Here is a 23756-nt window from a genome sequence, read left to right as displayed (position 1 = left end):
TCGCGCGTGTCAGGGCTTGGATCTCACGTCCGCAGATGCGGGCGCGGAGTACCAACGTTCCGGCGGCACGACCTTGGGCTGGTCGGGGTCTCCCTCGTAGGCAGGCGTCATGATTTGCACCTGGTACTCGTTGAAGACATCAATGATGTGGCGATGCAGCTCGGCGTAGCGTTTGCCGATCATTTCTGTGTCGCGCACATAGACGTTCAGCTCGTATGAAACCGAAAAATCTCCCAGTTTGGTCAGGAGAATGAAGGGGCTTGGATCTGAAAGCACGCCGGCGGTCCGCCCGGCGGCGGTGAGCATCATGGCCTCGACCTGCCGCCACGGCACCTCGTAGCCGATCCCGACCGTGGTGTGAAGAATCAAACCTTTGGTGCCGGCAAGGGAACTGTAATTCGTGACGTCGCTGTTCAGAATCTGGGAGTTCGGTATTGTCACCTCTTCGTTTTTATTCGTACGCAGATGCGTCACCTGAAGGCGGACGGCCACGACTTCGCCGACGACATCGCCCACCTTCACCCGATCCCCAACCTTGAAAACCCGCCGGTAGGTCATCAGGTAGCCCGCGATAAGGTTGGATATTGACGTTGAAGAGCCTAACGACAGCATGAGCCCGATGAAGATCGAGATGCCCTTGAAGGCTGCGGTTTGGGAGCCAGGAATGTAGGGGTATGCGACGACAACCGCAAACGCCAGGATCAGCACCCGGAGCAGCTTGTAGGTCGGCATGGCCCAATCCGGTTCGAACTGCGTGAAGACGACGCGCTTTTGCTCCACTGCGGCGAAGAATTTTCGGACCCGGCTTAGCGTAAAGCGGGTCAGGAAATAGATGATGATCAGAATCAGGACGTCGGGAATGATCTCGGCTGTGGACTTCCCAAGTCTGCGGGCAGCGCGGGTCGACAGGTTGAGCAAGTCGTTCGAAACGGAACGGGTCCAGGGAAAGAGCGCAAGCACGTATTGCAGGTATGCGTAGATCGACACGACGATGGTCATGATCCCGATCGCCAGGATCACGCCATGCAACGCTTTCCAGATCGTGTCCGACCGCACGACCTCGAACGACTGGATGTCCACGTCATGAACGCGACGCTTCAGAACCCTGGAGACGGCCTTGTCCAGCCATCGGTTGAGCAAGAGCAAGACCGCAATGCCTGCCGCCAGCAGGACGGTGGCGCCAGCCGCATGAAGGGCCGCCTTGATCAGGTAGTCCGTGCTGCGGGTCAGCCGGTATTCATCGATCGCCTGGCGAATGCGCGCCAGGTGCAAGGCCGCGAGGTTCTCGCGCGTGGTTTGCTCGAGCTGGGCGTCCGCATCGGTGACGACCATCAATGCCGTCTTGCCTGCCAGGATGACCGAGCCGGTTTCTATGGTGCCCACTTTCAGTCCGGCGCTCGCGAAGCCGGCATCGCCGGCCGCTTCCTCGATTCTTCGCCCAATGGTTTGCGCCCGTTTCTCGGCGGGAAACGATGACAGCCCACGGACCGTGAACAGAACCTGGCCGTCGATCACGACGGGGGCTGTCTCCAGCGTCAATTCAAGGGCAGGGGCCGTGGAACGCGCCTCGTCGCCAGCAGCCCCGAACGCGAGCAGCGGCGCCAACAACACGGCGGCCAGGATGAACGACTTGAGTCTGCGGGCCATTTGTGTCTCCCACGCTCACCGCATCGTTGAGTCATGCTTCACCGGCGAGCGTGCGCGCGAAGCTCCGCTTCGGACGATTTAACCAGCATGACGACCATCCGGACAGAATTGCGGATTAGGGCGGCGTCGATGTTGACTTCCATCATGAAAACGCCGGCAGCAATGGATGCCGTGGCCACGCGAGGCGCCAGCGAGACGGACGGCCCAAAGAATCGAAGATTTCTGATGGGATTGCTTGTGGACGCGTTCCTATACTTCGTCACTTGCGCGCAGTGCTACCCAGATTGCCGGGATGCGCGATTTTGCGTTCTTGCCATAACAGACGATGCCGTATTCCGAACAGTCGCAGCACTGGGGGCAGTACCACCCTCGGTTTATCCATGACGCGTTCTTTGGGACACGCGGGGTTGCGGTCCGGGCGACTGACGCGGACCCATTTCCCATCGGCGCCAAGGCCTACATCGTCGACGAGGACGAGTCATCGGAATGGGCAGTGCGACGGATTCTGGCCAATTTTTCCATCGAAGTCATACAGAGCCGGACAGTGCGTGATTTCCTGTCCATTTATTCCGAGGGCGAGTGCGACTGCCTGATCATGGACTTTGGAAAATTGACCGCATATAGAGCCGTCGAGCGCGATCTGGTCCAGGCAAACGCCGCCCTGCCGATGATTTTCATCAAGTCCGAGCCTGAATTCGGCGACGCCGTCGAAGCCATGCGGCGCGGTGCGGTGGACTTCTTTGCCAAGCCGCTCAATTCCAGCCGCCTTTCCCATGCCATTCACTTCGCGCTGCGCCTAAGCCGCAGCGCGCATCTGAACCGCGTCCGGGCAGACCAGGAAGAAGCGCGAAAGGCGCTGCTGACGCAGCGTGAGCTTGTGATCGTTCAAGGCGTGATTGCGGGGCATTCCAGCAAGGAAATCGCGGAGCATCTGCACATCTCCGTGCGAACCGTCGACAACCACAAGGCGCGTGTTTATTCCAAGCTGAATATCAATTCTTCGATTGCGTTGGCCCGGCTGTTCATCGGTCTGATAAAGCCTGGCACTGACTGGCAGTCGAGCGAGGGGCAACCCGATTATGTGCTGGCAAAAGGGTAGTTTTACTCTCCATTCCAGCCTCTTGTTCTTGAAATAATGTGTCGCCCAGTCTTCCGATACGTCAGTGCTGATCGTGGCCTGCAGCCTTGCGCGGTTCTGCGATGTAAATGCAAAGAGACATGGCGGAGCTTCAAGTTTGTCTGAGGCGCACGCGGTTATTGGGTCTCGCAGGCCGAGCGTTTTTGCGCTCGGCCTGTTGAGTGATATTTAACGCGCAGAGCGCATCGTTGATTAAGTGACAAGGACTGTTATGAATAAAAAAATAATCTCCCGATTCGCGTGCTTGGGAGTCGCTGTTGGACTGATCGCAGTCAAGCCAGGCCAAGCCATCGCTGCCGAAGACTTCAAACCGCCCGTGGGCAAAATCTCGCAACGCGCCGCGCCCGTCAAGGGCACGCCTGCGGCCTCCACGACGTCCACGGGCGGTCAGGAAATTGCCCGGTCCCGCGGCACGGCTATTGCTCCCGACAAGGGGCTGTCCATCACGTCGGGCGCAACGCTTAATTCCCAATTGATCCGCGTGCGTACCTCCGGCGGAACCGGCACCTTGAACTTCCGGTTGCTCGACACCAGCGGCAAGCCCGCCGAACTGCCCGCCGGCCTCGTGTTCGGATCCGACGGCTCGCTCTCGGGCGCCGCACCCTCCGTCGCCAGCCCCAAGACGCTGACTTACCTGATCCAGGTCGAAGACAGCGGTGGCGGCAAGGCCAGTCGGGCGGTGCAACTGACCATCAACCCGCCTTTGAATGTCGAAGGCGGTTCCATTCAAGCGACGGCGGGCGGCCGCATCAAGAGCCCCGTCAAGTTCATCAACGTCAGCGGCGGCACCGGCAACTACGCCGTGTCCTATTCAAACGCTGATGGCAGCGCCATGCGTATCCCGTCCGGCTTGGTGCTCGACGGCAGCGGCCGTGTCAGCGGCGCGGTGCCCAAGTCTCTGGAAAAAATGGCAGGCCTGACCGCCACCATCAGCGACGAAGGCGGCGCCCGCGTTTCCATCCCGGTGGACTTCAACCTGGCGCCCGCGCTCGAAATCTCGACCAACCCGATCGAACTCACGGCCGGCGCCACGATGCCGACGGCATTGCCGGTGGTGAACGCCACGGGCGGTAGCGGCGCGGTGCGCTACGCGCTTTTCGATAAGGACGGCACGACGCCTGCCCGACTTCCGGAAGGCCTGAAGTTTGACGAGGCCACCGGCACGCTGCGCGGTCTGGTGCCGCCCACTCCGCAAGAGGGCCGTTACGTGGTGCTTGCCCAAGACGCCGGTGGCGGCGAGGCAAGCGCCCGATTCGAATGGAAGATCAATCCCCAGCTTCAGATTTCATTCGAGTAAGCCGAAGTATTAAGTAAAAATAAAAACCCGCCTTCCGCATTCCGGAAGGTGGGTTTTTATTTTTTGGGGACGCATTGCGCTCTTGCGCGGCGGCGCCGCGACCTGGGTTTTCCTTTTATTGCCCAACCCCCTTTGGCCCGGCGCAGCGATTCAGTACGTAACATCTCTTTCCGTCTGAGCGGCTGATCCCATTTGACGATGGCGATATGCTTGGTGCTTCACTCGTATTTGCGGGAAAGCCATGAGCGCACCGATTGACGAACAGACTGCGGCTTTCAAGCCTGACCCTCGCATTTCGACCGGTAATCCCGGGATCGACGATATTCTGGGCGGCGGTTTGGATCCCAACAGGATGTATCTCTGCGAAGGACGGCCTGGAACTGGCAAGACCACCATGGGCATGCAGTTTCTGCTGGAGGGTGTCCGCCAGGGCGATCGCGCGCTGTATGTCGCGCTGTCCGAAAGTCCGGCCGAGCTCAACCTCGTCGCGCACCGCCATGGATGGTCATTGGATGGCGTCGAGATCCTGGAAATCGTGTCGGAAGACGTGCTGGACCCCGAGCGGGAGCTCACGGTCTTGCACCCCGCCGAGATGGAGCTGACCGAAACCACGCGGCTCATTCTGGACAAGGTGGAATCGCTGAATCCGTCGCGGGTCGTCGTTGACAGCCTTTCTGAACTTCGACTGCTGGCGCAGGGGTCGCTACGCTATCGCCGCCAGATCCTGGCAATGAAGCACTTTTTCGCGAATCGCCAATGCACCGTGATTCTGTTGGACGACCAGGCCGCCAAAGAGGACGATCTGCAGCTGCACTCCATCTCGCACGGCGTCATCGCCCTTGAGCAGGTGGCCGTCGATTTCGGTTCGCAGCGGCGGCGGCTGCGCATTCTAAAAATGCGCGGCGTGGACTTTCGGGGCGGTTATCACGACTTCACGATCAAGCGGGGAGGTCTGGAGGTCTATCCGCGGCTCGTCGCGGCCGAGCATCACAAGGAGTTTCACCCGACGCCCACCCCCAGCGGCAACGCGGAGCTGGACAGCCTGCTGGGCGGCGGGCTGGACCGTGGCACCAACGCCCTGTTGATTGGCGCGGCCGGCGTGGGCAAGTCCTCGTTGGCGGCGACGTACGCGGCATCCGCAACGCAGCGAGGCGAGCATGCGGCGATTTTTGCGTTTGACGAATCGCGGTCCACATTTTTTGCGCGTTCCCGCGCGCTTGGGATGGAACTGGATACCGCGCTGGATGCCGGATTGCTGAACTTCAAGCAAATCGACCCCGCCGAAATGTCTCCGGGCGAATTTACGGTGTTGGTGCGGCGCGCTGTCGAGCAGGGCGGGGCGCGTATCGTGATTTTCGACAGCCTGAACGGGTATATGAACGCCATGCCCGACGGACGGTTTCTGATTCTGCAGATGCACGAACTGCTCAGTTACCTTGGCCAGCAGGGAGTGACAACCGTGATGGTGCTTGCCGAGCATGGGCTGGTGGGCCCGATGGAAACGCCGCTGGACATCAGTTATCTCAGCGATACGGTCATCATGTTGCGCTATTTCGAATACGGCGGACGCGTCCGTCGTGCGATTTCGGTCGTCAAGAAACGCAGTGGCGCGCATGAACACGTGATGCGCGAATTCACCATGTCGTCGGCAGGTCTTACCCTGGGGCCGCCCTTGACCGCCTTCCATGGACTGTTTTCGGGCACCCCGCAGTACACGGGTGAAGACCTGCGACTATTGAGCGTACCCGATGCTTCGTCCTGATGATGCCGAAGCGCGTGTTCTGGTGTATGCCCCGATCGGTCGCGATGGCACGGCGGGCGCGCGGCTGCTGCAGCGTGCCGGCTTTTCGACCTACGTGTGCAAGGACGCGGAAGAGCTGCTGATGCAGGCGGAAACCGGCGCCCTGACGGCATGCATCACCGAGGAAGGGCTGTTCGGCAAGAATCTGGATCTGGTGAGCGAATGGCTGAGGGTGCAGCCGGCCTGGTCCGGGCTGCCGTTTGTCGTGCTGACCGGCAAGTCGCAGAGCGGACCCGTCGTGCGGTGGCGCAAGAAGATGACGGAGCTGCTGGGCAACGTGTCGCTGCTGGAGCGGCCGACCCAAAGCCTTGCCCTGACGACGATGGTGCAGACGGCGGCGCGCGCGAGGATGCGCCAGTATGAGATCCGTTCTTTGCTGTCGGCCGAGAAGCAGGCGGCCCAGGCGCTCGAGTCCATGGTGGCAAGCCGGACCCGGGAGCTGGAAATGGCCAATGCCGAACTTCAGCAACAGATGCTCGAGCGCAGCCGGATTGAAGAGTCGCTGCGCCAGGCCCAGAAGCTTGAGGCGCTGGGACAACTGACGGGGGGCGTGGCCCACGATTTCAATAACCTGCTGATGGTCATTTCAGGGGGGCTGCAAATGCTGCAGCGTCCCATCGACGATGCGCGGCGCACACGCCTGTATGCGTCGATGAGGCAGGCGGTGGACCGGGGCGCCTCGTTGTCGCGGCAGTTGCTGACGTTTGCCCGCCGCCAGGCCTTGCGCCCGCAGGTGGTGGACCTGAATACGGTCGTTCGCAACATGCTCGACATGCTGGAGCGCAGCTTGCGCGGCGACATCGTCGTTTCGCTGGCGTTGGCCGATGGCCTGTGGCCGGTGGAGGTCGATCCCGGCGAGCTTGAACTCGTCATCCTGAACCTGGCGGTCAATGCGCGCGATGCCATGGCCAACGGCGGTGTGATCGAAATCCGGACCGAGAACGTGGCTGCGCCGGGGCAGGGCGAGTTGACGGTCGACCACGTTGCGTTGCGCGTGACGGACACCGGCACGGGCATGACCGAAGAGGTGGCGGCGCGCGTGTTCGAGCCATTCTTCACCACCAAGGATGTCGGCAAGGGATCGGGCCTGGGGCTGCCGCAAGCGTATGGTTTTGCCAAGCAGTCGGGCGGCGCCATCGAGCTTTCCACACAGCCGGACATGGGCACCACCGTTTCGGTGTGTCTGCCTCGGTCGGCAAAACAAGCCGCCACGCGTGGCCGCCCGGCCGATGTGCGTGCGGTTCGGGAACGCGCCTCGATGTTGAATGTCTTGCTGGTTGAAGATGACGCCGAAGTCGCCGCACTGACGGCCAGCATGCTGCAGGAGCTGGGTTATGCGGTCACGCCCGCTTCCAGCGCCGCCGAGGCGTTGGAAGTGCTGAACGGCGATGGGCGCGTGGACGTCATGTTGACGGATGCCATGATGCCGGGTGGCAAGAACGGCATCCAATTGGCTCGGGAAGTGCGTATCCGGAACCCGGGACTGCCGGTGGCGCTGATGACCGGGTTCATGGGCGAGGAAGTTAAAAAGGCCGGGCAGGAAGGCATTCCGCTTCTGCCCAAGCCTTACCGGCTCGAGCAGCTGGCGGGCCTGTTGATCCGCTTGACTGGCGGGCGCGCGTCGGGGAGGCCGTAGGCGTTCTGGCGCGGGAATGGCAATTGCTGCGCGGGCCTTGCCACGCGCCAAGGAGACGCCATGATTGCAGAACGATTGCGTAGATTGCGCCGCATCGCGGCCTTTGCCGCCGAACGCTCGGGGGACTATGTGGAGTTGGTGGGGATCGAGTTGTCCCTGTACCGGTCGGCGCTGGTTGCGACCGTGATCAGCAGCGTGGCCCTCGTGTTTTGCGGTTTGGGCACGCTGGGTTTTGTCTCGGTGGCTGCCATTGTGAGCTTTTGGGATACCGAGCATCGCAAGCTGGCCGCGTGGCTGGTGGCCGGCGCCTGGCTGCTGATCACGCTGATTTCGCTGGCCATCTCGACACGGAGCGCGCCGAAAGCGTCGCCCTTCGCGGAACTGAGTCATCAGGTGCGCCTGGATACCGCTGCTGCACGGAGCCATTATGCCCAAGACGACCACACTGGCTGATAAAGAGGCCCTGCTGGCCAAGATGGAGCGCGACCGCCAGGCGCTCGATGTTCCCATGCCGCGACGCGTACCGCTGAACAGGGCCGGCGGAGCGTGGGCCCGCACGGCCGCGCTGGCCGCTGGTGCGACGCTGGGTTGGCCCCGCTTTTTGCGCCAGCCGCTGCGCGCCATGGCGGCGGTGGCCATGCGCGACCGGGTTGCCGAACTGATGGGCCGCATGCAGGTACGGCGCGTCAGCGATCCGATGTCGGATCCGGAATTGGCCCGGTTGGAGAAGATGATGGCGGACGTGCGCGCCGCTGCCGCCAGGTCGGCCGACGACGCGGAGATCGAGCGGCTTCGGGCGCTTCTGGATCTTCAGGTGGCGCGGCTGCGCAAATTGCGTGTGCAGCAAGGTCAGCCCGCCCAGCACGTCCAGCAGACTCACGTCATGCAGACCATTCCGCCCACTCCGCGAACCCGCCAGACCCCTCCCGTGCCGGCCGCGCCTGCGGGCCGGGACGTTTCATCGATTCCTTAGCGGAAGGCAAACGCGAGACGCGCCCGCGCTTGTTGCACGGGCGGACCGTCGCGGGTCCAAGCGAGCCCCGGACCCGCACCCCTTCATTGTCGGCGGCGACTCCGCGCGCGTTGCCGATGCTGTTTCCGCGCCCGGCTTGTCAGCGCGGACGCCAAGGCAAGCAGCTTTTCCTCGTCCAGTCGTTCAGCGTCGACCAGCTGTTCGTCGGCGCCTTTCACTGCAATCAGCAGTTCGTCCAGCTTCAGGTGCAGCGCCTCGCTGTCCTTGTTCTGGCTTTGCTGAATCAGGAAGACCATGAGAAACGTGATGATGGTGGTGCCGGTGTTGATGACAAGCTGCCACGTCTCGGAATAGCCGAAGGCGGGGCCTGAGAACGCCCACACGACCACCGCGATCAGCGCGATGCCGAACGCGACAGGCGATCCCGCTCTCTTGGTGACGTGCGATGCGAAGCGGTCAAAAAAGTGGGAGATCGGATTCACTTTTCCGGCCTTATGAGGCCGAGCTTTCGGCTCGCACTTTGCTCGCCGCCTTGCTGCATTTCTCTTCGGCATGGCGCTCCATCCCTACACGCACGGACCTGCGTGACGGAAAATCTGACAGCAAGCCTCATGCCCGAATGCTTGCGTTCCACGCGGCATGGCGCGTGCTAGGCTCACGGTGTTTTTCGCCCATCACATTGCAATGAAATCCCTACTGCAGTCTGAAATGTTCCTGCTGCTGGCCTGCGGGCTTGCGGTCGCGGGGCTCTTGGTTGAGCCGCATCTGGAAGGGCTAGGTCAAGCCGGCAGCCTTGTTGAAACGGTCGTGCTGATCGCCGCGATTCTTGCCGCGTCGCTCAGTGTTGCGCGGCATGCGGAACGAATCGCGCAGAAGCTGGGCGACCCATACGGCAGCATGATCCTGACCCTGTCGGCGGTGCTGGTCGAAGTGATCGTGCTGGTGATCGTGTCGGCCAAGGCGGGCTCGCCGACGCTGGTGCGCGACAGCATCTATTCGGCGGTGATGCTGGACATCAACGGGATCCTTGGCGTGGCCGCGCTGATCGGGGGCTTCAAGCACGGCGAGCAGGCCTACAACGACGATTCGGCGCGTACGTACAGCGTAATGATCCTGACCGCCGTCACGGTGTCGATGATCATCCCCGAGTTCGTTCCGCAGCCAAGCTGGCGGGCCTACAGCGCCTTCACGGTGGTGTCGATGCTGCTGATGTACGGCGTGTTCGTGCGCATGCAGACCGGGCCCCACAGCTATTTCTTCAGCTATAGCTATCCCGACAAGAAGACGCGAAAGCCCGCGCCGGCGGGCGCGCAGCCCAATTGGCGCCAGTCGGCCGCGGTGATGGCGATCGGCATTGTGGCGGTGGGTGCGCTGGCCGAGCTGATGTCGCATTCGCTGAACCGAGGCCTGAAAGGGATGGACGTGCCCGTCGGCCTGATCGCGCTGGTCGTGGCGGGCATCTCGGCGGCGCCCGAGATGTTGACGGCGTTTCGCGCGGCGCTGGCCAACCGCATGCAGTCGGTGGTCAATATTGCGCTGGGCGCGTCCCTGTCCACCGTGATCCTGACCGTGCCGGCGATGGAGGCGATGGCCTTGATCACCGGTCAGCGGATCAACATGGCGATGACGCCGCTGCAGACGCTGATGATGCTGGTCACGTTGGTTGTCGCGGCCATCAACCTGAACGACGGGCAGACGAACGCCATCGAGGGCCTTACGCACTTTGTGCTGTTTGGCGCGTTCCTGATGCTGCTGTCGCTGGGGTTATAGGGCAGAGTCCCCCAACCGCGACCATTCGCGGCAAGCGCCTGAATCGAATCGGGGCAATTGCGCGCCAGAGGCTGCGGGGAAGAGGAGCGCTAAGGCAGGCCCCCGAAGCCTGAGCCTCAGGGGCGTCGAGACATTTACTTCTTCAGACCCGCCAAGGCGTCGCGCAGCATGAGCTTGGGGTTTTCGTTGCATTGCTTGACCAGCATCGGCGTGCGGGTGCTGATGCCCTCTACGTCGACTACAGCCTCTTCGGGTTTGCCTTTGTTGTTCAGCGCTTCTGCATAGCTGACGACGACGGGACGGAAGCTCTCTTGGACGTCGAGGAAGTCCTGGCATTGCCACATGCCGAGAGGCTTTTTCGCATCAGCTGCCTGGCCGATGACCGAAAAGGTCAGCGAGCCAATGAGACCAATCATCAGTAGGTGCTTCTTCATGTTCGAGCTCCTGGGGTTGGCTTGCAGATGGAATGGCTTACAGGGAAAAGTGAGCCGGCAGGCTCACCGATTCACATTACTGAAATCGGATGGGCGTCGTCAACGCGGCCGGCATCCAAAGGCGGAGAGGGATCCGCTTATACCGGTGACACCGCAACGCCGGGCGACGTCATTGCAGCGCCGTGTCCAGCAGCATCATGAGCACGAATCCCAGCATGAGGCCGCAGGTCGCGGGAACCTCGTGGCCTTTTCGATGGGTCTCGGGAATGATTTCGTGGCTGATGACGAACAGCATGGCTCCAGCCGCAAAGCCCAATCCCCAGGGCAAGAGCGAGGCCGACCAGCCCACGATGGCAGCGCCAAGCACGGCGCCCAGCGGTTCCACCAGCCCCGACGCCATCCCGAAACCAACGGCGAATGCGCGCCGATAGCCCGCGGCGAGCAGGGCAATGGCCACCACCAGTCCCTCGGGAACGTCCTGGATCGAAATGCCCATGGCGAGCGAACCCGCCTGCACGGGATCGGCGCCGGCATAGCCGACGCCGATCGCCAGGCCTTCCGGAAAGTTGTGCAGCGTGATGACGAAGACAAACAGCCAGGTGCGGCGCAGGTTGCGTGCGGGCTTGCCTTCCTTGCCCTTGATGAAATGCTCGTGGGGCAGCACGCGGTCCAAGAGCAGCAGCGCCAGTGCCCCGAGCAGGATCGCCCCTGCGATGGTCAGACCCGCGCCCCAGGGGCCGCTCCCGAGTTGCCGGGCCGCGTCCAGGCCCGGCATGATCAACGAGAACGCGCAGGCGGCCAGCATGATGCCCGCGCCGAATCCCAGCAGGGTGTCCTGCACCCGCTCGGGCACGCGTTGCGAGAACGCGACCGGCAACGCGCCCAGCGCGGTCGCGCCCGCCGCGAGCAAGCCGCCCAACAAGGCGGCGCCAACAGCGGGATGGGCGGCGTCCAGGTATCGCCATAACGCGAACACGCCCAGCCCGCACGCGACGAGCAGACCCGTTCCCATCAAACCCCTCAGCATCGAGGTCCGCGGGTCCGGCAGCGCCTGGCCGGCTGGGGAGGTCTGGCGGGGCACTTAATACGGTCCCGAAAAGAGACCGCGCGCTGCCGCAAGACTTGCAAGCGCAGAGACCGTCAGCGGTGAATCCGCTTGTGTGCGGTGGCGTGGCCGATCCATGGATGCTCCCCAGTGTGAAGGCCGGCAGCGTCGTTCACGACGCTGCCGGCCGGATGTGGCGGTGGAGCCACAGCAATGCGCGTGCCCGAGGGGCCGGTACGGCCCATGAAAAGAGCGCCCGAAGGCGCTCCAGGGGACTGCGCGTGCGTTGCGCGTCAGGTGAGGCAGAACTGCGGCGTGCCGCTGGGGTCGACGCGCCGGATGCCCTTGAGAATCCACTTCGCGTGCCGCTCGGCTTCATGCTGGGCCGAAAACAGCTTGCCGCTCGGAATGGGCCAGACAGCTTGCTGGTCATCAAGGTCGCCGTCACGCCGGGTCGTGACGTCCAACCGGTATTTGCCGCTGGGCAACTCAATGACGTCGCAGTGGACTTTGAATCCATCTACGCAAATACCTTGTTCAGTATTCATCGTGCGCTCCAGAGAGTGGTGTGGATAGAAATCGTTGTGCCCCGGGATTTTCCAAAATCGGCTCCCCATGCGGTGCAACAAAGTGCAAGAATTCTCGACCAACCGCTCAGGGCTATTTGCACCTGCTGAATGGCCTCTCGGCCTAGCCAAATGAAGCGGGCCCTGGACGTAGTCCAGGGCCCGGCGTGGCGCGCAAAGCAGGGCGATGCTACCTGCGTATGCTCATGAAGGGGGATGAAGGCGTGCGGCTCACTGCCCGAGATTTGACGCCGTCTTTCCAGCCGGCTTTCCACATCTCGACGCGGCTGCGCCATTCATTGACGGATTCGCCGGTCTGCGCAGGCATGGCTGCGGTGCGAAGGTAGGGGCAATCCAATAGGGTCAACCCCTGGCGCGCGGCGTCTGCTCCCAGCTTCTGGATATCCACTTGCATGGCAACTCTCCCAAAAGATGCGAGCGCTTAGTTTGCCCAGCGCAAAACCGTCGTGCAACGCAGCGCGTGTAACTTCGCGTTTCTGTGTTACATCGCCGTAAAACCGCGCGTTGAGCCGCAAAAAAGTGCCGAGCCTTGTGGGCCGAATGCGCTCCATCCAAGCGAAAAGCAAGGTCACAGCGACGAGGCGAGGCCGTGCCAGCCACCAGGCTCCCCAACCAGAACCCGATGACCGCGTCGCTGCGACGCCCCAGAGTCCGCAACTAACGTTCCCGTGTTGCGCTCGTGTGCCACCAACGCAAACGCGCTAGGCGACGCCATCCGGGCACCCCTCCGGGCATGACGTTTGCTGAAGCTTGGTTGTTCGTCAGACGGCAACGCGCCGTCATCCGGCGACGCTATTCCTACTGGAGGTCCGAATGAAAAACCGTCTTTTGAAGGCAGGGCTTGGCGCTGCAATTGTCCTCAGCATGGGTTCGGTTGCGCTTGCGCAGACGCCCGCCGCCCCTGGCGGGCAGGTGCCCGCCGCAACGAACAAGCTGGACAGCGAGGCCCGTGGCTTTCTGACCGACGCGGCCGAGTCTGGCCATCTCGAGATTGCCGGCAGCAAGATGGCGCTGGAAAAGTCGCAGAACGCCGAGGTCAAGAAGTTCGCGCAGATGATGATCGACGATCACACCAAGGTGGGGCAGAAGCTGGAAGCGTTGGCCAAGAGCAAGGGCTTCGAGGCGCCCAAGGATCCGTCGATGATGCAGTCGGCCAAGCTCAAGGCGCTGGGCCTGCGCAAGGAAGGATTCGACAAGGCTTACGCCGACGAGATCGGCGTGGACGCGCACGAGGACGCCGTCAAGCTGTTCGAAAAGGCCTCGAAGGAAGTGAAGGATCCCGAGGTCAAGCAATTTGCGATCGAAACGCTGCCCAGTCTCCAGCAGCATCTGCAGGCCGCCAAGACGTTGCAGCAAAGCGTGTCCGCCAAGAAGTAGCGCACGCGCGTGCGCCGGCGCCAGAACCGGCGCCGGGCCGTTCAAGAGGGCCTGCCCGCCACTCGTTGCACCAGGGCTCACCGGCATGCGCCTTGCGGTACAGGGGCTGGGCAAGGCCCGCTTTTCAATCGATGCGCCACGACGGCGATGACGGACCCCGCGCACCCCTTGCGCGTGCAGGGCCGTAATTCGTACTATGCGCTGAAATGGGCGCCCTGGAGAGCCATCATGAAGCCAGCAGACGAGTCACCTTCGCGCGGCCGGCCCGCGCGGCGCGGGGCCAAGACCGGCCGCGGACCCTGGCTGATGCTCGCCTTCTGGATAGGCGCGGTTGCCGTCCTGTTCCTGGTCGGCGTATTGATCCGCGGGATGTAGCGGCGCCGGACTCACTGGCACAACCTGGACGCCACCATGGTGACGACGGTGCCATCCGGAAGTTTGTAGTGTCCATCGCCTTCCCAGGTCACGAGCTGGCCGTCGGGAAGGCAGCAGTAGGCGCGGGGCATTTCATCGCCCATTGGCTGCGAGGAATATCTGTCGATGCGGTAAGTGCTACCGTCGGCAGCAGCGGCAACGACTTCCATGACTCGCTTGTATGTTGGGTTTGACATTTCTGCCTCCTGTTCACACTGTCGGGCTATTGGTGCATGTCGACTATGCACGGTCAATACGCATCGCAGCATGGATGTCGAGTGAGCGGTCGGGTGTCATCACGCACCGCGCAAAGCTCGAGGCCGGACCCGATATGTACAAGACCTTCCACGACAAGGAGGATCAATGCATCAAGGTGGTGCTCACGCCATGACGCGTGACGCGCTTCAGGCCCCGGCCTGGGATGGGGGCTGTTGCGCGGCAGGCTGCACGGTGTCGCACAGGGCATCCAGTTCCCGCGTGACTTCGTGCCAGGACCAGCGGATCAGATCCACCGCCACCCGTTCGCCGGGCGTGAAGCCGCCGCCGCTGGCGGCTTCCTGCACCACCGCGTCCAGCTGGGCAAATTGCTGACTGGTGCAGCACAGGGGCGCGTCGGCGCCCCGTTTGCGAATGGCGCGGGCCAGGCCGTCGATCTGCCTTCTGATTGACGTCCCCCGTGGGCGGACGAGGCATCAACCCAGGTTGTGATACTTGCGCCCAATTTCCATCGTGGCGCGATAGAAGCCTTCCTTGCTGCCGCAGTCGTAGCGCACGCCCTCGTATTCGAAGCCGAAGACGTTATGGGCCTTGAGCAGGGCGGCGATGCCGTCGGTCAGCTGGATTTCGCCGCCCACGCCCGCCTGGGTGCTCTCTAGCAGCGCGAAGATTTCGGGCTCCAGGATGTAGCGCCCGACGACCGCCAGGTCGGTCGGCGCGTCTTCGGGCTTGGGCTTTTCCACGATGCCGGTCAGGCTCATGACGCCGTGCGCCTTGCGGCTGCCGGACACAATGCCGTATTGGTGGGTGTTGGCTTTGGGCACCTGCTGGATCGCCAGGACGCTGCCGTCGAACTCCCGGGCCACCTTCATCATTTCGCCAATGACAGGGGCATCCGCGTCTATCATGTCGTCCGCCAGCAGCACGGCAAACGGTTCGTTGCCTACAATGGTCGCCGCGCAGAGCACCGCATGGCCCAGCCCCAGGGCAGCCGGCTGGCGGGTGTACACGCATTTGACGTTGTCCGGAATGACGTTGCGGACGGTTTCCAGCAGGGCGTTCTTGTTTTTTGCTTCCAGGTCGTATTCCAGTTCTGGCACGCGGTCGAAATGATCCTCGATGGCGCGCTTGTTTCGGCCGGTGACGAAAATCAGTTCCGTGATGCCCGCGGCGACCGCTTCTTCGACGGCATACTGGATCAGCGGCCGGTCGACGATGGGAAGCATCTCCTTGGGCATGGCCTTGGTGGCAGGAAGAAACCGCGTGCCGAGGCCCGCGACGGGAAATACAGCTTTACGGATGGGTTGCATTGCTAAGGCCCTCTGTGCCCGGACGGCGCCAGGGATGGGCCGCCTACTGATCGCTGTTAGAGCAAATTTTGTGCCCGCGGGCCGGCGGCTGTAACAGAATTTTCAGGATGGCACGCCGTTTGCTGACGGGGCTTGAGCATGAATAGACACGCAGGTGGGGACATTGCATGACTTCTTTACCGGATTTTCCGTCCGAGGATCGCTATCGTCTGCTGGTAGGGGCTGTAATGGATTACGCCATCTACCTTCTGGACGCCAATGGCCGCGTCAGCAGCTGGAATCCGGGCGCTGAACGTTTCAAGGGCTATGGCGCGGACGAGATCATCGGGCAGCATTTCTCCGTTTTTTACACGCCGGAGGATCAGCAGGCCGAGGTGCCGCGGCGCGCGCTGGAGACGGCACGGCGCGAGGGGCGCTTCGAGGCCGAGGGCTGGCGCGTGCGCAAGGACGGCAGCAGGTTCTGGTGCAGCGTGGTGATCGACCCGGTCGTTGATGATCGCGGCGAACTGGTCGGCTTCGCGAAGATCACGCGCGACATCACCGAGCAAAAAGAGCGGCACGAGCAGCTCCAGGAAGCCCGCGATTCGATGCACCATGCCCAGCGCAACGAGGCCATTGGCCGGCTGACGGGCGGCGTGGCGCATGACTTCAACAATTTTCTGACGGCGATCCGGTTCTCCGCGGAATTCATCAAGCGCTATCCCGACTTGCCTGCTTCGCTGATGCGTTATGTGGGCATCATCATCGACACGACGGAAAAAGCCGCCCAGCTTACCCGCCAGCTGCTTGCCTACGCCAAGCGGCAGCCGCTGCAGCCGCACGCGTTCGACGTGCGCGACAGCCTGGCTTCCATGCGGCAGCTCTTCGAAACCACGGTGGGGTCGTCCGTTGCGGTCAGCTACGAGTTCGGGCCAGGCGACTGTACGATCTTCGCCGATCCCACCCAGCTTGAGTCGGCGTTGCTCAACCTGGTCATCAATGCGCGCGACGCGATGCCCTCGGGCGGCCAATTGAAGATATCGGCCCAGATCGTGCCCGACACCGCGACGCTGGGCGGCTTGGCAAAGCTCAATGGGCCGCAAGTGGCGCTATCGGTGCAGGATTCCGGCGCGGGGATCGAGCCGCAGGTGCTGGCGCATGTCTTCGAACCCTTTTTCACGACCAAGGGTCAGCATGAAAACTCCGGGTTGGGGCTGAGTCAGGTGCAAGGCTTTGTCCGGCAATCGGGTGGCGACGTTACCGTCGACAGCACGGTGGGCGCGGGCACGACGTTCACGCTTTACCTGCCGGCCGCGAAGGCGTCGGGCGCCACGGCCGGATCGCCCGTCTCCGGTGAGATGGCCAACGTGCCGGTGCGCCGCGAAGTGCTGCTCGTTGAAGACAACCGCATGGTCGGTGAAGTGGTATCGGCATGGCTGGAAGAGCTGGGACAACAGCTCACCTGGACCGTTGACGCCGAAAAAGCCCTGAAGGAACTTGAACAGCGCGATGGGGGGTTCGACCTGGCCATTCTTGATCTGGTGCTGCCCGGCATGAACGGCATGGATCTGGCCTATCGGATCCGGGAGCGCTGGCCCGGCATCCGGATCGTGCTGGCCAGTGGTTACAGCGAGGCGATGGCGGGCCCTCGGGCGCTGGGCTTTCCGGTCATGCAGAAGCCTTATTCGGTCGAAACCTTGATGCAGGTGCTGACCGAGGACGCGCATACGATGCCCTGAGCGCCGGGGGGCGCCAGGGGATTCAGGGGTCTCAATCGTCGCTACGGCTGGGCACACGGATTGCTGCGGATATCCGCCATAAGCGGATAGGAGTGAACATGCAACCCGAAAGCACGTCTTTGCGCCCGCATTACGCCATCGCGCGCGAACTGGGCGTCTCCGAGCAGCGCATGATTGCGCAGTACGCAATAGCCGGCGCGCGGGATTGTCTGGTCATCGGCACGGACCAGGCGGCCGAGGCGTTGATGGGTTTCTTCACGAAACACGGCGATGGCGCGGCGGATGTGCTGCCGCTGCGCGCGCTGCCCCCGGGGCCTGCACCGTGACTTGAGGCCGCCGCGCTTTTCGCGACCTGTATCATTGCCGATACCCTTCAGCCCGTCACCGCAGGCAAAAAATGTCCGATTCGCCGTCCGTTCCAAACAACAAGCCCGGCGTCGTCCGTAGTGACCTCAGCTTTCCTGTGGTCGGCCTGGGCGCCTCAGCCGGGGGGATCGACGCGCTTAAAACATTTTTTTCGAATCTGCCGGCCAAGCCCGGCATGGCTTTCGTCGTGGTGGTGCACCTGTCCGCGGATCACGAAAGCGTCCTCGACAGGATTTTGCAGTCCAGCACCGCCATCCCGGTCGCGCAGGTCACCAAGCCGGTCCCGATCCAGCGTGATCACATCTATGTGATACCCCCGGGCGCGACGCTGGCGATGAACGACGGGTATCTGCGCGTGACCGCCGCCACGCCCAGACCGGAAGGCCGCCACATCGCCATCGACACGTTTTTCCGGACGTTGGCCGACGTGCACACAACGCGAGCGGTCGGCATCGTCCTGTCCGGCGGCGGATCGGACGGGTCGGTCGGCCTTGCCCGTATCAAGGAGCAGGGCGGCGTGACGTTCGCGCAGTCGCCCCAGGACGCCGAACACGACACCATGCCGCGAAGCGCGATCGCAACCGGCGCGGTGGACATCGTGCTGCCGGTATCGATCATGCCGGATCGCCTCAGGAAAATCGCGGAGAACATGGGCAGCATCCACCTGCCCACGCTGACCGAGGAGGAAGCCGCGGGCGCGGCCGACGCCGAGCTGGCGGCGGATGAGTCCAAGCAGGATCGCAACACGTTGCGCGAGATCCTTGCCTTGCTGCGCGCCCGCACGGCGCACGACTTTCGTCACTACAAGAAGGCCACGGTGCTGCGCCGGATCGAGCGCCGCATGCAGATCACGGGCACCGCGACCCTGGCGGACTATGGAAAATTGCTGCAGGAACGCAGCGACGAAACCCCCAAGCTGCTATCCGACATGCTGATCGGCGTGACGCAGTTCTTCCGCGACAGGGACGCCTTCGCCAATCTGGATGAATTTGTACTGCCCAAGCTGTTCAAGGCACTCAGTCATGCGCCGGACTCCGCATTGCGCGCATGGGTGGCGGGTTGTTCGACCGGCGAAGAGGCGTATTCGCTCGCCATGCTGATGAGCGCGCGGGCTGCGGCGATGCCTCAGCCGCCCAGGATCCAGATCTTTGCCACCGACATCGACGAATCCGCGCTGACGGCGGGCCGGGCGGCGGCATATCCCATGGCCATCAAGGCCGATGTGCCCGAGGCAATGCTGCAAAGCTTTTTCAGCCGCAAGGACGACGAATACCGCATCAAGAAAGACGTGCGCGAGCGTGTCCTGTTTGCCGTGCACAACATCCTGCGCGACCCGCCTTTTTCGCGGCTGGATCTGGTCAGCTGCCGCAATCTGCTGATCTACCTGGATCGCGAGGTGCAACGCGATGTGCTGCGCATGTTCCATTTTGCGTTGAAGCCGGGCGGCTTCCTGTTTCTGGGCAGCTCCGAATCGGCCGATGCGTGCCCGCAGTTGTTCCAGGTGGTGGACAAGCGCTATCGCATTTACGCCGCGCGCGAGACCCCGGCGCAGCTGAGCGGCATGCCCGAACTGACGGACGGCGGTTTCAGTCACGTCCGGCCCATTCATGCCTCCACCGCCCCGGTGCGTGAGACCAAGGTGTCTTACGCCGCCGTGCACCAGCGCGCGCTTGAAATGTACGCGCCACCCAGCGTCATCGTCGATGCCAACAGCGACATCGTGCATATTTCGGACCGCGCTGGCCGTTTCCTGCGCCATCCGGGCGGCGAGCCTTCCCGGAATCTCCCGGCGTCGGTGCATCCCGAACTTCGCACCGAACTGCGCACGGCAATGTTCCAGGCGCTGCACTCGCGCAAGAGCGTTGAGGCGCGGCGGGTCAAGATGACCTTAGGCGACCGCCAGGCCTACATCAACATGGTGGTGCGGCCGTTCCGGCACGAGGAGTCCGCCAGCGACTACATGCTGGTGCTGTTCGACGAAGTCGAAGACATCATGAGCGCCGATGGCATCCAGGGCCCGACGAGCGGCTCTGCTGCCGTGCTGACCCAGCTGGAGGCAGAGCTGCAGCGCACCAAGGATCAGTTGCAAGCCACCATCGAGCAGGCCGAGACCTCGACGGAGGAATTGAAGGCCTCGAACGAGGAGCTCCAGGCCATCAACGAAGAGCTGCGTTCGACCACCGAAGAGTTGGAAACCGGCAAGGAAGAACTGCAGTCCGTCAACGAAGAGCTTATTACCGTCAATGCGGAACTCAAGACCAAGGTCGACGAAACCGCCAAGATCAATGACGACTTGCAGAACCTGATCGCGTCCACCGACATCGCCACGGTGTTCGTGGACCGCATGATGCGCATTCAATGGTTCACGCCGCGCGCCTCCGATATCTTCAACGTGATTCCCAGCGATGCCGGCCGTTCGGTGCTGGACATCACGCATCGGCTGGATTATCCGGACCTGGCCAAGGATGCCGCGGGCGTCTTCGAATCGCTGCGGCCGCTTGAGCGCGAGGTGCGCAGCGCCACCGACCGTTGGTATCTGGCGCGGCTGCTGCCCTACCGCAGTGCCGAACACCGCATCGAAGGCGCGGTCTTGACGTTCATCGACATCACCGACCGGCGCAAGGCGGAAGACCGGGTTCGTCTGGGCGAGGCGCACCTGAAGCTGATGACGGAAAGCGCCCGCGACTTCGGCATCATGACGCTGGATAACCAGGGCATCATCACCAACTGGAACATCGGCGCCGAGTTGATGTTCGGATACACCAGCGCCGAGGCCGAAGGCAAGTCGATATCCATCATCTTCACCGACGAGGACATTGCCGCCGGCAGGCCGGAATACGAACTCGATCGTGCCCGGCAGATCGGTTACGCGCCGGACGAGCGGTGGCACAAGCGCAAGGATGGCAGCCTGGTGTACTGCACCGGGGGCGTGAACCGCATGGACGACCCGGTCTACCAAGGGTTCGCGAAGATCGTGCGCGATGTGACGGAACTGAAGCTGCGCGATGCCGAGCAGGAATCGCGGCTGGATCGCGCGCGTGCCGACAGCATGCTCAAGGACGAATTCTTCGCGGTCGTGTCGCACGAACTCAAGCACCCGCTCAATCTGATTCAGCTCAATGCCGAGCTGCTGGCTCGCACGCCAGCCGTGCGTAACCTGGCACCGGCAGCGCGCGCCATCGATCTGATCCAGCGGTCCGTCAGGGGCCAGGCTCGCATCATCGACGATCTGCTGGACCTGTCGCGCGTGCGCACCGGAAAGCTGGCGCTGAACAAATCGATCATCGACGTCGCGGCCATCGCGAAGAATATCCTCGATGTGCTCAGGCCCGCCGCCGCCGCCGCCGGCGTCGATCTGCGCGCGGACTTCGATCCCGCCTTGGCGGTCTACCTGGATGCCGACCCCGTACGCATCGAGCAGGTGATCTGGAATCTGCTGAACAACGGGATCAAGTTCACACCGGAAGGAGGGCGGGTCGCGCTCAAGCTCGCCGTTGAAGACAACCGTTTGAGGCTGGACGTGGCCGATACTGGCCAGGGCATCGACCCGATGTTTGTCGGCCGGGTCTTCGACATGTTCAGCCAGGGTGACGTGCGTCAGAAGGCCGGCACCAGCCCTGGGCTGGGTATCGGATTGGCGGTCGTCAGCGAACTCGTTGGCGCCCATGGAGGCACGATCGAGGTGCACTCGGACGGCCTGGGCGCCGGCGCGCGGTTCACCGTGTGGCTGGACCTGGCCGGGGCGCGCGAAGAACAGGACGCGCCGCAAACGAATGGCGACATGCCGCTTGACGGGTTGAATGTCCTGCTGGTCGACGATTCCGAGGACGTCCTGCAGGTCATGCGAGAACTGCTGGATCTGGAAGGGGCCATCGTGACAGCCGTCTCCAGCGGCCGCGAGGCCTTGGAACGGCTGGATCACTCCCCATTCGATCTGCTGTTGTCGGACATCGGCATGCCCAACATGGACGGCTATGCGCTGATGCGGGCCATCCGCGAGCGGGAGGACGGCGTCGATCTGCCGTCCATCGCGCTTACCGGGTTCGGCGCCAAGGAAGACATGCGAGAAGCCGTCAGCGCCGGCTTTTCGGCGCACATCAGCAAACCGGTGTCGTTGGACGATCTGCTGGAAGTCGTGCGCAAGATTCGTCCCCGCAGTTGAACGTTGCCGGCGGCCACGCGCAGCGGCCGCCGCGCCTCCCGGAGCAAAGTTTCAATTAGTGCCAATTTTCCGCTTCTGGAAATAATTCTCCCGCGTGGCCGTAAAGCGTGTTTGCTCATGGGTTGGGCTGCGCAAAACAGGCCGCGGAAATTCGCATATTTGCGACCAACCGCCCGGGCGCGGCTGCGCCAAGGATTCGCTGCATGGCGTTGAAAATGCTGCCATGCGGTCGATTGACACCATCGAGAAAAGCTTGCGCTAAGCGCCGCCGCTACTTAAGCTGTCCCGAAACGCCGCGCCCCAGCACGTAACGTGCCAGCGCCGGCAAGCGGATTGCAGCGCAATGTCCGCCGAATGACCACGTAGCACTTTTTCAGCCAGTTTCCCCTTGTCCCGGACATAAAGGATCCTTGTGCGAAAGTCGATGGTCTTGTTCGTATCACGATGCGGCTGGCGCACGCCTGGCAAGCATCGGCCTTGCCCAGTTGGGCAGGTTCTTCCTGGATCGGATGTTTCCCGATCGGGCCCTCCTCCCTTTTCCGGCGCTTTATTCCCTTTGCGCCGCGTCGCGCCCGTAATCCACAACAAATACGCTGAACCGGCGCACCCGCCGCGCCATTGAGCTGTCCGAGCTGGGCCCTTTCCACCGGTGGGGGGAGAGGGAAGTGGGACCTTGAGTCCGACCGCCTGGGAGTAGGGGATGATGCAAGCGAGCAGCAATGTCCGTCGTGTCGTGTTGTATGCGTTGAGTGCGTGGACGATGGTGTTGGCGGGGTGTGGGGACCGGAACGATGCGGCTGCCGTCCCCCTGGCGCCAGTAAAGGTTTTCGTGATGACCGTGGGGAGCCAGCCGGTCGATCTGAACGTGGATCTGCCGGGCCGGATCGAACCCATCCGCACGGCCGAAGTGCGGGCGCGCGTGGATGGCATCGTTGAGAAGCTGCTGTACACCGAGGGCAGCGACGTAGAGGCTGGCGACCCGCTGTTCCAGATCGACCCGAGCGACTACAAGGCGCAGCTGGCGCAAGCCAATGCCATGCTGCAGCGCGCGCAGGCCGTGCAGAAGAATGCGCGCTCGGTCACCGAGCGGTTCCGTCCGCTGGTGCAGCGCCAGGCGGTCAGCGCACAGGAGTACGAGGCGGCTCTCGCCGCCCTGGGCCAGGCGCAGGCTAATGTCGCCGATGCGCAGGCCGCGGTCACGCTGGCGCAGTTGCGCCTGGACCGTTGCACGGTCAGGGCGCCCATCGCGGGGCGTGTGGGACGCGCGCTGGTCACCGAGGGGGCGCTGGTCAGCGCATCGGGCGCAACGCTGCTTGCGCAGGTCAACCAGCTTTCGCCGATCAGCGCCACGTTCACCAAATCCAACACCGCCATCATGGACCTGACCGACTACGCGCGCTCGGGCGCGCTGGCCACGGCGGGCAACACATTTCCGGTGCGTCTCATGCTGGCCAATGGCCGCGAGTTCGGCGAAACGGGCGTCGTCGACTTTGCGGACCTGAGCGTGGACCGGACGACCGGCGCTCAGACCATACGCGCCCGCTTTGACAACGCGAAGCGGGAATTGCTGCCGGGGCAGTTCGTGACCGGGCAGATCCTGGTGGGTGTGCGCAAGGAGGGCATCCTGATTCCCGCGCGGGCCGCGCGGTTGAATGGCGACACCGCCACTGTGTTTGTCATCGGGCCGGGCGACACGGCCGTGCCCAAACAGATCCAGGTCGGCGAGCAGGTCGCCGGCAACTGGCTGGTGCGTAGCGGTCTTGAACCCGGAGAGCGGGTGGTGGTGGACGGCTGGCACAGAATCAGGCCTGGCCAGCAGGTCGATCCTGTCGAACAGCAAGCTGCGAAACCCTGACGGAGTCGGC

The 23756-nt window shown here is 63.0% G+C and carries 22 protein-coding genes and 1 pseudogene; 13 read left to right on the top strand and 10 right to left on the bottom strand.

Annotated elements, in window-relative coordinates; genetic code table 11:
- Nucleotides 1-9: 9 nt before the first annotated feature.
- Together HV786_RS08840 and HV786_RS08835 are read right to left on the bottom strand one after the other, a co-directional pair.
- Nucleotides 10-1647: a mechanosensitive ion channel family protein gene (locus tag HV786_RS08840; protein ID WP_128828779.1), complete on the bottom strand. Its 1638-nt coding sequence runs from the start codon at nucleotides 1645-1647 to the stop codon at nucleotides 10-12.
- 38 nt (nucleotides 1648-1685) lie between these two features.
- The gene (locus HV786_RS08835; RefSeq protein WP_158216704.1) at nucleotides 1686-1826 is read right to left on the bottom strand and encodes a hypothetical protein; all 141 of its coding nucleotides are present in this window, start codon (nucleotides 1824-1826) and stop codon (nucleotides 1686-1688) included.
- A gap of 146 nt (nucleotides 1827-1972) precedes the next feature.
- Between HV786_RS08835 and HV786_RS08830 the strand changes: the two genes are divergently transcribed.
- From HV786_RS08830 to HV786_RS08805, 6 genes are all read left to right on the top strand, one after another.
- Nucleotides 1973-2746, top strand: a complete 774-nt coding sequence (locus HV786_RS08830) for a response regulator transcription factor (protein WP_128828778.1) — start codon at nucleotides 1973-1975, stop codon at nucleotides 2744-2746.
- A gap of 283 nt (nucleotides 2747-3029) precedes the next feature.
- Complete coding sequence (locus tag HV786_RS08825; RefSeq protein WP_175210562.1) at nucleotides 3030-4082, top strand: Ig domain-containing protein; 1053 nt, start codon at nucleotides 3030-3032, stop codon at nucleotides 4080-4082.
- A gap of 241 nt (nucleotides 4083-4323) precedes the next feature.
- Complete coding sequence (locus HV786_RS08820; RefSeq protein ID WP_128828776.1) at nucleotides 4324-5844, top strand: ATPase domain-containing protein; 1521 nt, start codon at nucleotides 4324-4326, stop codon at nucleotides 5842-5844.
- Nucleotides 5831-7519: an ATP-binding protein gene (locus HV786_RS08815; RefSeq protein WP_128828775.1), complete on the top strand. Its 1689-nt coding sequence runs from the start codon at nucleotides 5831-5833 to the stop codon at nucleotides 7517-7519. Before HV786_RS08820 ends, HV786_RS08815 begins: the two co-directional genes overlap by 14 nt.
- 60 nt (nucleotides 7520-7579) lie before the next feature.
- On the top strand, nucleotides 7580-7972 hold the full coding sequence (locus tag HV786_RS08810; RefSeq protein ID WP_128828774.1) for a phage holin family protein: 393 nt from the start codon (nucleotides 7580-7582) through the stop codon (nucleotides 7970-7972).
- Entirely contained in the window at nucleotides 7947-8492 is a 546-nt protein-coding gene (locus HV786_RS08805; RefSeq protein WP_128828773.1) for a hypothetical protein, read from the top strand. Before HV786_RS08810 ends, HV786_RS08805 begins: the two co-directional genes overlap by 26 nt.
- A gap of 83 nt (nucleotides 8493-8575) precedes the next feature.
- Here the strand turns inward: HV786_RS08805 and HV786_RS08800 are convergent, their stop codons facing one another.
- On the bottom strand, nucleotides 8576-9046 hold the full coding sequence (locus HV786_RS08800; RefSeq protein ID WP_128828772.1) for a low affinity iron permease family protein: 471 nt from the start codon (nucleotides 9044-9046) through the stop codon (nucleotides 8576-8578).
- 130 nt (nucleotides 9047-9176) lie between these two features.
- On the opposite strand from HV786_RS08800, the gene HV786_RS08795 reads away from it, so the two are divergent.
- Complete coding sequence (locus HV786_RS08795; RefSeq protein ID WP_128828771.1) at nucleotides 9177-10262, top strand: calcium:cation antiporter; 1086 nt, start codon at nucleotides 9177-9179, stop codon at nucleotides 10260-10262.
- Between the two features lie 134 nt (nucleotides 10263-10396).
- Here the strand turns inward: HV786_RS08795 and hdeA are convergent, their stop codons facing one another.
- The 4 genes from hdeA to HV786_RS08775 form a co-directional block, all read right to left on the bottom strand.
- On the bottom strand, nucleotides 10397-10696 hold the full coding sequence (gene hdeA, locus HV786_RS08790) for an acid-activated periplasmic chaperone HdeA (RefSeq protein WP_128828770.1): 300 nt from the start codon (nucleotides 10694-10696) through the stop codon (nucleotides 10397-10399).
- A 169-nt stretch (nucleotides 10697-10865) separates the two neighbouring features.
- Entirely contained in the window at nucleotides 10866-11708 is an 843-nt protein-coding gene (locus tag HV786_RS08785) for a ZIP family metal transporter (protein ID WP_254599467.1), read from the bottom strand.
- A gap of 326 nt (nucleotides 11709-12034) precedes the next feature.
- Entirely contained in the window at nucleotides 12035-12289 is a 255-nt protein-coding gene (locus HV786_RS08780; RefSeq protein ID WP_128828769.1) for a hypothetical protein, read from the bottom strand.
- A gap of 208 nt (nucleotides 12290-12497) precedes the next feature.
- Entirely contained in the window at nucleotides 12498-12722 is a 225-nt protein-coding gene (locus tag HV786_RS08775) for a CrpP-related protein (RefSeq protein ID WP_128828768.1), read from the bottom strand.
- A 419-nt stretch (nucleotides 12723-13141) separates the two neighbouring features.
- On the opposite strand from HV786_RS08775, the gene HV786_RS08770 reads away from it, so the two are divergent.
- The gene (locus tag HV786_RS08770; protein WP_128828767.1) at nucleotides 13142-13705 is read left to right on the top strand and encodes a DUF4142 domain-containing protein; all 564 of its coding nucleotides are present in this window, start codon (nucleotides 13142-13144) and stop codon (nucleotides 13703-13705) included.
- A 228-nt stretch (nucleotides 13706-13933) separates the two neighbouring features.
- Complete coding sequence (locus HV786_RS08765) at nucleotides 13934-14080, top strand: hypothetical protein (RefSeq protein WP_158216703.1); 147 nt, start codon at nucleotides 13934-13936, stop codon at nucleotides 14078-14080.
- An 11-nt stretch (nucleotides 14081-14091) separates the two neighbouring features.
- Here the strand turns inward: HV786_RS08765 and HV786_RS08760 are convergent, their stop codons facing one another.
- The 3 genes from HV786_RS08760 to galU all read right to left on the bottom strand — a co-directional run bounded on the left by HV786_RS08760 (nucleotide 14092) and on the right by galU (nucleotide 15645).
- Entirely contained in the window at nucleotides 14092-14316 is a 225-nt protein-coding gene (locus HV786_RS08760) for a hypothetical protein (RefSeq protein ID WP_128828766.1), read from the bottom strand.
- Nucleotides 14317-14523: 207 nt separating this feature from the next.
- Nucleotides 14524-14682, bottom strand: a complete 159-nt coding sequence (locus HV786_RS08750; protein ID WP_158216702.1) for a hypothetical protein — start codon at nucleotides 14680-14682, stop codon at nucleotides 14524-14526.
- A 129-nt stretch (nucleotides 14683-14811) separates the two neighbouring features.
- Nucleotides 14812-15645 carry a UTP--glucose-1-phosphate uridylyltransferase GalU gene (galU, locus tag HV786_RS08745; protein ID WP_128828765.1) on the bottom strand — a complete coding sequence of 278 codons (834 nt, stop codon included), beginning with the start codon at nucleotides 15643-15645 and terminating at the stop codon, nucleotides 14812-14814.
- A 167-nt stretch (nucleotides 15646-15812) separates the two neighbouring features.
- On the opposite strand from galU, the gene HV786_RS08740 reads away from it, so the two are divergent.
- The 4 genes and pseudogenes from HV786_RS08740 to HV786_RS08725 all read left to right on the top strand — a co-directional run bounded on the left by HV786_RS08740 (nucleotide 15813) and on the right by HV786_RS08725 (nucleotide 23746).
- Nucleotides 15813-17363 (top strand): PAS domain-containing sensor histidine kinase, encoded by a 1551-nt coding sequence (locus HV786_RS08740; protein WP_128828764.1) that lies wholly within the window; start codon nucleotides 15813-15815, stop codon nucleotides 17361-17363.
- A gap of 158 nt (nucleotides 17364-17521) precedes the next feature.
- A pseudogene (locus HV786_RS08735) lies at nucleotides 17522-17668 on the top strand (ammonia-dependent NAD(+) synthetase); the annotation flags it as partial.
- 92 nt (nucleotides 17669-17760) lie between these two features.
- Nucleotides 17761-21891 carry a CheR family methyltransferase gene (locus HV786_RS08730; protein ID WP_128828763.1) on the top strand — a complete coding sequence of 1377 codons (4131 nt, stop codon included), beginning with the start codon at nucleotides 17761-17763 and terminating at the stop codon, nucleotides 21889-21891.
- An 832-nt stretch (nucleotides 21892-22723) separates the two neighbouring features.
- Nucleotides 22724-23746 (top strand): efflux RND transporter periplasmic adaptor subunit, encoded by a 1023-nt coding sequence (locus HV786_RS08725; protein ID WP_230965040.1) that lies wholly within the window; start codon nucleotides 22724-22726, stop codon nucleotides 23744-23746.
- Nucleotides 23747-23756 lie beyond the last annotated feature (10 nt).

The sequence above is a fragment of the Achromobacter mucicolens genome, from assembly GCF_902859725.1.
Classification (GTDB): domain Bacteria; phylum Pseudomonadota; class Gammaproteobacteria; order Burkholderiales; family Burkholderiaceae_B; genus Achromobacter; species Achromobacter mucicolens.
Note: the sequence above shows the minus strand (reverse complement) of the source record. Positions and strands in the feature narration are given on the sequence as shown.